The organism is Actinomadura meyerae, assembly GCF_900188445.1.
In the GTDB taxonomy this organism is placed as follows: domain Bacteria; phylum Actinomycetota; class Actinomycetes; order Streptosporangiales; family Streptosporangiaceae; genus Spirillospora; species Spirillospora meyerae.
Map to the genome: position 1 here is coordinate 20,407 of NZ_FZOR01000069.1, position 7,290 is coordinate 27,696.

A 7,290-nucleotide genomic window follows, 5' to 3' on the forward strand; every position below is an offset into this window, starting at 1 on the left:
GCATTGCCCACCATCGAAGAGATCGGCCGTGCCTACTGGCGGGCCGAGGAGTCGCGCGACGTTGAGCGAATCCTGGAGTTCTTCACCGAGGACGCCGTTTGGCGGGGGCCGGGAGTGACCCTCACCGGACGCGAGCAGATCCGTGAGTACTATGCCGAAAGCGCCGCCGCCTACCCCGGCCTCGAAGTGACGGTGGGCGAGGTCCGCGGTGACGACGACGCCGCGACCTTGGAATGGCACGCCCGGTTCACCGGGCCCTCGGGCGAGGTCGTCTTGCTGGACGGCGTCAACCTCATGCGGCGCGAGGGCGACAAGATCGCCGCGCTGACGGCGTATTTCGACGCATCGGTATTCGCCGGGGAGGATGCCCGTCCGCGTCCCGTCGCCGTCTCCGACCGGTTCCGTGACAAGCGGGTGCTCGTCACCGGAGGGGGCAGCGGCATCGGAGCCGCGACGGTGCGCCAGTTCATCGCCGAAGGCGCCCATGTCACCGCGGCCGACCTGAACGGCGCCGGCCTTGAGGCGGTGCGTTCCAGCCTCGGCGAGCACGGCGACCGCCTGACGACGTGCGAGCTGGACATCACCGACCCGGCGCGACGGCGCGAGCTCATCGACGCCGCGTGCGGACCGCAGGGCGAGCTGGACGTCCTGGTGAACAACGCCGCGGTGTTCCTCCTGGCGGGGGTCGGCGCGACGGAGCACGAGTGGCAGCGGACGCTGGAGGTGAACTTGATGGCCCCCGCGCACCTGGTATCGCTCGCGGCCGACGCCCTGGGCCGGTCCGACGCGGGCGCGGTGGTGAACATCGCGAGCATCTCGGGGCATGTCTCGCAGGCGGGCAGGTGGACCTACAACGCGAGCAAGGGCGGCGTGCTCTCGCTGACGCGGTGCCAGGCGCTGGACCTCGCGCCAAGGGGGATCCGGGTCAACAGCGTGAGTCCCGGTTACATCTGGACCGAGGTCCTGGACCGCGGCGCGGACGGGGACCGGGAGAAGTGGGAACCGATCTGGGGGCGCTTCTGCCCGCTGGAGCGCTGCGCGGAGCCGTATGAGGTCGCCGCCGCCGTCGCGTTCCTCGCCTCCGACGCGGCCTCCTTCGTGACCGGCGCCGACCTTGCCGTCGACGGCGGACTCACCTCGATGAGCCCAGACGGCCTCTCGACGTACGAGTTCAGCTCATGAGCTCCTTCGTCGACGCCCACCTCCACCTCTGGGACATCGACCGGTTCCACTACCCGTGGCTCGGCGACCAAGGAGGAGAGCGGTTCGCGTTCAACTACGTCCTGGACGACTGGCACGCGGACGTCGGGAACGTGGACCTGGTCGCGACCGTGCACGTCCAAGCAGAGATGGACCATACCGTCGATCCGGTCGTCGAGACCGCCTGGCTCGGCGAGGTCCGCGCGGCCCAGGCGGGCCGCGCCACGCCGACGGTGTGCGTCGGCTACGCGGACCTGCGCGCGCCGGACGTCGAGGACGTGCTGGACCGCCACGGCGAGCATGACTTCTTCCGAGGCATCCGGCAGGAACTCTGGTACGACCCGGAGTCCAGGCGCTCTGACATTCTCACGCACAACCTTCTCGACGATCCCGCCTGGGCGCGTGGCCTGGCAGGTCTGGTCCCGCGCGGGCTCAGCTTCGATCTGCTCGCCTGGCCCGGCCAGCTCGGCCGGGCGACGGAGATCCTCAGGGAATTGCCGGAGCTCGCCGTGGTCCTGGAGCACGCGGGACTGCCTCCCGCCGACCCGGAGGGACGCGGCGCCTGGCGTCGGATGATCACCCGGTTCGCCCGCGAGGTGCCGAACGCCACCCTGAAGATCTCCGCGTTGAGTTTCCTCTCTCCCGCCTGGGACGTCGACGAGCTCGGCGGTTGCGTCAAGGAGGCCGTCGAGATCTTCGGGCCGGAGCGGTGCATGCTCGGCAGCAACTTCCCGGTCGACCGCCCGGCTGTCTCCTACCAGCGGTTGTGGAGTGACATGGAGCAATGGACCGCCGGCCTCAGCCCGGCAGAGCAGCGACAGGTGCGCGTCGAGAACGCACTGCGTGTCTACCGGATCGAGCCGGGAGCCGCAGCATGAGGCTCGGACTGGAGGGCCGAGTCGCGGTCATCACCGGAGCGGGCAGCGGAATCGGTGCGGGCGTCGCCCGCGCACTCGCCCAGGAGGGGAGCCTCATCGTCGCGGCCGACCTCCGCGAGACGGGCATCGCGCCACCCCTGGAGGTCGGCGCTGAGCGCTGGCTGGCCGTCCCGGGCGACGTGTCCACACCGGAGGGCGCACGTCGGCCCGTACAAGCCGCAGTGGAGGCGTTCGGCCGCTTGGACATCCTTGTGGCCTGCGCGGGCGTCTACGAGACCGGCTCCCTGGAGGAGGTCGACGAGAAGGTCTGGGACCGGGTCCACAACGTGAACCTCCGCGGCTCCTACCTTTGCGCCAAGGCGGCCATCGCCGAGATGGCCGGGCGAGGCTTCGGCCGGGTGATCCTTTTCAGCTCGATCGCTGCGCAGACCGGCGGCGGGGTGGCCGCGGGCCCGGCGTATGTCGCCGCCAAGGCGGGCATCATCGGCCTGACCCGGTCGCTCGCGCAGAAGGCCGGGCCCCACGGGATCACCGTCAACTGCGTCGCGCCTGGGGTCATCGACACCCCGATGACCGGGGTGATGGGCGACGATGTCAAGCAGGAGATCGCCAGGCGGGTCCCGCTCCGACGCACCGGAAGTCCCGACGACGTCGCCTTCGTCGTTGCGATGCTCGCAGCCGAGGGCGCCGGATACCTCTCGGGCACCCACGTGGACGTCAACGGCGGGCTGCACATGGCCTGAGACCGGGCCGGCCGGAGTCAATGAGACAGCACGACCTACCAGAACCGGGTGTGCCCACCTCGGACGGATGAGGCAGCATGAACCGGGCGCAGCACGGCCGCAGCCGGATCGGATGGGCTCACCGCGGCCGGTGGGAAGGCGGGGCCGTCGCCGAGACCGACGCCAGACATCCGCCGGCCACGCAGCTCGGATGCCTGGACATGCGCGGGCGTGGTCGGCCATGCACCGGTGCCTGACTGCGATGCCGAGATTTGGAAGGATCATGGACGCGAACACCGGGGATGTGTGCCTCTTCCTCAACGAACACAATCCGAACCTGCGGGCTCGCCCTTGATGATCAGTTGAGAACACAGGGCCAGCCATTTGCTCGATCAGTCAGCTCTCTCTACTAGGTGCACAGGAGAAACCTTTGAAGCTCGCATGCTCGGACTACACCTTCCCACTTCTCGACCACGAGGAGGCATGCGCTCTCATCGCGAGCCTGGGGTTCGCCGGGGTCAACATCGGAGTGTGGGGCTCGATAACCCAACTGCGAGCCGACAAGGCCGCAGCTGATCCGAGTGTCCGCGGGCGCGAGGTGGCCGAGCGGCTCGCCCGCCACGGCCTGGTTCCCGCCGACGTATTCCTCATCGCCGACCCGGACTACTCGGTCCTCGCGGTGAACCACCCCAGTTTCGAGGAGAGGGAGCGCTCCCGGGAGCGCTTCCAGCGGTGGATCGAGTTCGCCGACGCCGTTGGCGCGAACGGACTCACGATCCTGCCCGGTCTCGACTTCGACGGCATCGCCCACGAGGATTCGCTTCTCCTGGCGGCGGACGAACTGGCCGTTCGGGTTCAGGAGGCGCAGGGGGCCGGACTGGAGGTCTCGGTGGAGCCGCACATCGGCTCGGTCGTCGCCTCTCCCGAGGACACCGCGCGCTTGGTCGATCTCTGCCCGGGCCTCGGGCTGACTCTGGACCACTCGCACTTCGTCATGCAGGGATACGCCGTACCAGAACTCGATCCTCTGTTCGGACGGGTCCGGCATCTCCATGCCCGAGGAGCGCGGCCGGACCGCCTCCAGGTCGGGATGAAGAACAACGAGATCGACTACGAGTACGTCGTCGGCGGCCTTCAGGACGCCGGCTTCGACGGTTTCCTGATCACCGAGTACCTGTGGATCGATCAGGGCCGCTGTGACGAGTGCGACACGCTGTCCGAGACGATCCTGATGCGCGACAGGCTGGTAGCCGCTATGTCGGCGCATCCGTCCAGTTGAGCCTGCGCGATGGTGTTCAACCGTGACGGGTCCTTGGTCGCCTTGTGCAACGCCGCCGCCGGCTTCGGCGACCGCGCCGACAGCGGCCCCACCGCCTCCTGGACATACCTCCAAGCCGTGCGAGTCGATATCTCGAACCGGGCCCCGAGTACGGTGAAGGTCTCGCCTTTGCGCAGGTGGACCAGCACCAGCAGGGCCTGCTGCCCGGGGTCGAGCAGCCGCCAGGCCGGCCGTCAGCCTGTAGTAGCGCCGTCCGGGGCCGCGCTCGCTCGGGGTGGCAGATCACCCAGCTCGGCGGCCGCACCCACCAAGGACGCCCCAAATCCGAAGCAGGCGAACGGACGGTCACCCTGGACCGGCCTCGGTGGTGGCTTCCAGGTCCTGCCCGGACCACCACAGCTCCACCCAGTCGGCCAGTAACGCCGCTCCATCGCGAGGATCGTTCCAACTATGTCGCCGGATACCGGCTTCCTGCGCCGGCTCACCGAGTCCGCGTCCCACCCGGTCTGCCAGGCCATGTTGGAGGTCGGCCGCGCGCAGAAGACCATCTGCGTCGCCCGTTACCTGCGCCTGCGCGGACTCCAGCGGGAGATCCAGGAAGGGCTGAACGTGGTGGAGGCATCCCATCCTGCAGGTTGCTCTCGTCTACATCACCATCCTGATGCTGCAAGCCAGCCTGGCCGACCCCCAGTGGGTCGAGCTGCTCAAGCCCGCCGACCGGCGCGGGCTGACGCCCTTGTTCTGGCAGCACGTCCAGCTCTACGGCGAGGTGCGGCTGGGTGTGGCCAAGCGCCTGCCTCTCGGCGGCCAGACGCAGGCCGGGCAGATGCCCGGCTCCGAGTGACGCCGAGATCGGCAGGAGGCGGTTCATTCAAGCCCAGCGCCCGGTGAAGATGTCGTTGCCCGGCGGGGCGCCGGGCAACGGGTCGTAGCCCGGCCGCAGCCCGTCGAGCACGATCGCGATCAGCCGCCCGCGGGCCTCGGCCGCTGCCGGAAGCAGGTCGTCCCTTCCCTGTTTGCGAAGCTGATCGACCATCGGTGAACGGCCGAGTTGCTCGATGAGCAGCGAGATGTCGACCGCGGCGACGTCCGGCCGGAGCACGCCTGCCCGGTGTGCTCGCTGTACCAGCTCATCGAGCAGTTCGTCACCGCGCCGGGACTTGGCGCTCATCTCTTCGGTCACCTCGATGGCGCCGGCGATGGGCGCCAGTGAGCCCTGCCCGAACTCGACACATGCTCGGATGAATCCCGTCAGCCCGGTCCAGGGGTCCGGGTCGGCCAGGCCCTGCTCGGCCGCGTCGTTCCAGCGGTCGAGCGAAAGCACGCTGAGGCGCTGGAACAGCTCCTCCTTGGTTTTGTAACGGCGGTAGAGGCTGCCGATGCCGACACCGGCCCGGGCGGCGATCGCGGCGACGGAGGCGTGCGCGCCGTCTTCGGCGAGCACGTCCCGGGCGGCTTGGAGCAGGGCGCGGTCGTTGCGTTCGGCGCGGTCTTTGCGCGTGGTCATCGTCACACACCCTACCAGTTGCGGAGTGATTCGCTCCGCCATAGTGTTCAAAGCGGAGCGAATCGCTCCGCTACTTGGGAGAAGCGACATGAACCCAGATATCGAGGCGATCGAGAGGGTCGTCCGCGACGCCGAAGAGCTACAGAACGACGTGGTCGGCTTCACCGGACTGCTCACCGAGACGGTGTCCCTGGTCAACTTCACCGGGATCCGGCTACGCGGCCGCGACCAGGTCAAGGACGTCATGGCCAAGGCACTGCGCACCCCGCTGAAAGACGTAATGACCAAGAACGAACTGCTCGACGTCACGTTCCTGCGGCCGGACGTGGCGCTGGTCAACCTGATCAAGCACGTCAACGACGGCCGAACGGGAGCCCTGACGTTCGTGCTGGTCCAAGACGACGGCACCTGGCGGATCGCGCTGGCCCAGACCACCCCCGTGGTGACGTCATGAGCACGGCCCTGGTGATCGGCGCCACCGGCCAGCAGGGCGGCGCCACCGCACGTCACCTGCTGAGCCGCGGCTGGCGGGTCCGCGCCCTGGTCCGCGACCCGGGCAGCCCCGCAGCGCAGCGCCTGACAGATGCCGAGTTGGTGGTCGGCGACCTGGAAGATCCCGCCTCCCTGGAGCGGGCCATGCGCGGCGTGGACGCCGTGTTCAGCATGCAGGCGCTGGCCTACGAGCCCGAAACCCTCAAGGCCGAGGTCCGGCAAGGCATGCACGTCGCCGACGCCGCCCTGGACACCGGAGTCAGGCACCTGGTCTACAGCTCGGTCGGCGGCGCCGAACGGCGCACCGGAATCGAGCACTTCGAGAGCAAGGCCGCGATCGAGTCCTACATCCGCGCCCTCGCCGTGCCGGCGACCATCCTGCGGCCGGTCTTCTTCATGGACAACCTGCTGCACTACGCCGGCGCCGAAGGCGAACGGGTGATGGAGCTCCCGGTGCTACCCGACCGGCCGATGCAGCTGATCGCCACCGACGACATCGGACGCATCGCCGCGTACGTCATCGACCACCGGGACGACTACCTCGGCGCGGAGATCGAGATCGCCGGTGACGAGCTCACCTTCGCTGCGGTGGCCGCGATCTACGAGAACGTCACCGGGGTGCCCACGCGCCTGGAACCCCTGCCCATCGAGGAGCGGCTCTTCGAGTGGTTCGCCGACAGCGGCTACCAGGCCGATCTCGCCAAGCTGCGCGAGGACTTCGCCGGCTTGCTCACCTTCCATGACTGGCTCGGCGACAAGGTCCACAAGAAGTGATCCAGGACCCCAACGTCGAGTCGAGCGGGTCACCCAGACCTCTAAGCCTCGATCCACCGGGTGATTGCTGTTCAGGTTGCGGAAACGACAAAAGGGATGCCCCGTGGCCTGCGATGATGGGCTTGTCTAAGGTCCAGCAGCGCAGAAGCAACGAGGCATCCCGTAAGTGCAATCCTCTCATGTCTCATCGGCGGTGGCTGCCGCGTTCGACGAGCCGAACTTGATCGCCGATGCCGGGCTGGTGCCGGTGGTGCGGCTGGCCGAGCGGGCGGGGTTGCCCGAGCTGGCGGCCGAGGTGCTGCGCATCGGCGGTGCGCGCAACAGCGCCGGCGCCGCCCCGGCCGCGAAGGTGATGTCGCTGGTGGCGGCGATGTGCGCCGGAGCCGACAGCATCGATGACACCGACCGGTTGCGGCACGGGGCGATGCCGACCGCGTT

Annotated in this window: 7 protein-coding genes and 3 pseudogenes; 8 read left to right on the plus strand and 2 right to left on the minus strand. The window is 68.8% G+C overall.

The window, feature by feature from the left end; translation table 11 throughout:
* The first annotated feature begins 3 nt into the window (after positions 1–3).
* The 4 genes from CHF16_RS39940 to CHF16_RS38025 all read left to right on the plus strand — a co-directional run bounded on the left by CHF16_RS39940 (position 4) and on the right by CHF16_RS38025 (position 4,079).
* A complete protein-coding gene (locus tag CHF16_RS39940; protein WP_179271911.1) occupies positions 4–1,182 on the plus strand; it encodes a glucose 1-dehydrogenase in 1,179 nt (392 codons plus the stop codon).
* Complete coding sequence (locus CHF16_RS38015; RefSeq protein WP_089331047.1) at positions 1,179–2,078, plus strand: amidohydrolase family protein; 900 nt, start codon at positions 1,179–1,181, stop codon at positions 2,076–2,078. The genes CHF16_RS39940 and CHF16_RS38015 overlap by 4 nt, the downstream gene beginning before the upstream one ends.
* Entirely contained in the window at positions 2,075–2,821 is a 747-nt protein-coding gene (locus CHF16_RS38020; RefSeq protein WP_179271912.1) for an SDR family NAD(P)-dependent oxidoreductase, read from the plus strand. The genes CHF16_RS38015 and CHF16_RS38020 overlap by 4 nt, the downstream gene beginning before the upstream one ends.
* A 409-nt stretch (positions 2,822–3,230) precedes the next feature.
* Entirely contained in the window at positions 3,231–4,079 is an 849-nt protein-coding gene (locus CHF16_RS38025) for a sugar phosphate isomerase/epimerase family protein (protein ID WP_179271913.1), read from the plus strand.
* Between the two features lie 32 nt (positions 4,080–4,111).
* Here the strand turns inward: CHF16_RS38025 and CHF16_RS41735 are convergent.
* A pseudogene (locus tag CHF16_RS41735) lies at positions 4,112–4,303 on the minus strand (helix-turn-helix domain-containing protein); the annotation flags it as partial.
* A 292-nt stretch (positions 4,304–4,595) separates the two neighbouring features.
* On the opposite strand from CHF16_RS41735, the pseudogene CHF16_RS38035 reads away from it, so the two are divergent.
* A pseudogene (locus tag CHF16_RS38035) lies at positions 4,596–4,923 on the plus strand (Tn3 family transposase).
* Positions 4,924–4,950: 27 nt separating this feature from the next.
* Here CHF16_RS38035 and CHF16_RS38040 read toward each other — a convergent pair.
* Complete coding sequence (locus CHF16_RS38040) at positions 4,951–5,586, minus strand: TetR/AcrR family transcriptional regulator (protein WP_089331051.1); 636 nt, start codon at positions 5,584–5,586, stop codon at positions 4,951–4,953.
* 88 nt (positions 5,587–5,674) lie between these two features.
* Here CHF16_RS38040 and CHF16_RS40735 point away from each other — a divergent pair, with 88 nt between their 5' ends.
* The 3 genes and pseudogenes from CHF16_RS40735 to CHF16_RS38055 all read left to right on the plus strand — a co-directional run.
* Positions 5,675–6,040 (plus strand): SgcJ/EcaC family oxidoreductase, encoded by a 366-nt coding sequence (locus CHF16_RS40735; protein WP_179271915.1) that lies wholly within the window; start codon positions 5,675–5,677, stop codon positions 6,038–6,040.
* The gene (locus CHF16_RS38050; protein ID WP_089331052.1) at positions 6,037–6,852 is read left to right on the plus strand and encodes an NmrA/HSCARG family protein; all 816 of its coding nucleotides are present in this window, start codon (positions 6,037–6,039) and stop codon (positions 6,850–6,852) included. Before CHF16_RS40735 ends, CHF16_RS38050 begins: the two co-directional genes overlap by 4 nt.
* A 193-nt stretch (positions 6,853–7,045) precedes the next feature.
* Positions 7,046–7,290 (plus strand): annotated as a pseudogene (locus CHF16_RS38055) (IS1380 family transposase); the annotation flags it as partial.

Excerpts from the sequence above, each read along its gene's own strand:
- CHF16_RS38015 (WP_089331047.1), top strand. The coding sequence starts at position 1,179 with ATGAGCTCCTTCGTCGACGCCCACCTCCACCTCTGGGACATCGACCGG.
- CHF16_RS38020 (WP_179271912.1), top strand. The coding sequence starts at position 2,075 with ATGAGGCTCGGACTGGAGGGCCGAGTCGCGGTCATCACCGGAGCGGGC.
- CHF16_RS38040 (WP_089331051.1), bottom strand. The coding sequence starts at position 5,586 with ATGACCACGCGCAAAGACCGCGCCGAACGCAACGACCGCGCCCTGCTC.
- CHF16_RS40735 (WP_179271915.1), top strand. The coding sequence starts at position 5,675 with ATGAACCCAGATATCGAGGCGATCGAGAGGGTCGTCCGCGACGCCGAA.
- CHF16_RS38050 (WP_089331052.1), top strand. The coding sequence starts at position 6,037 with ATGAGCACGGCCCTGGTGATCGGCGCCACCGGCCAGCAGGGCGGCGCC.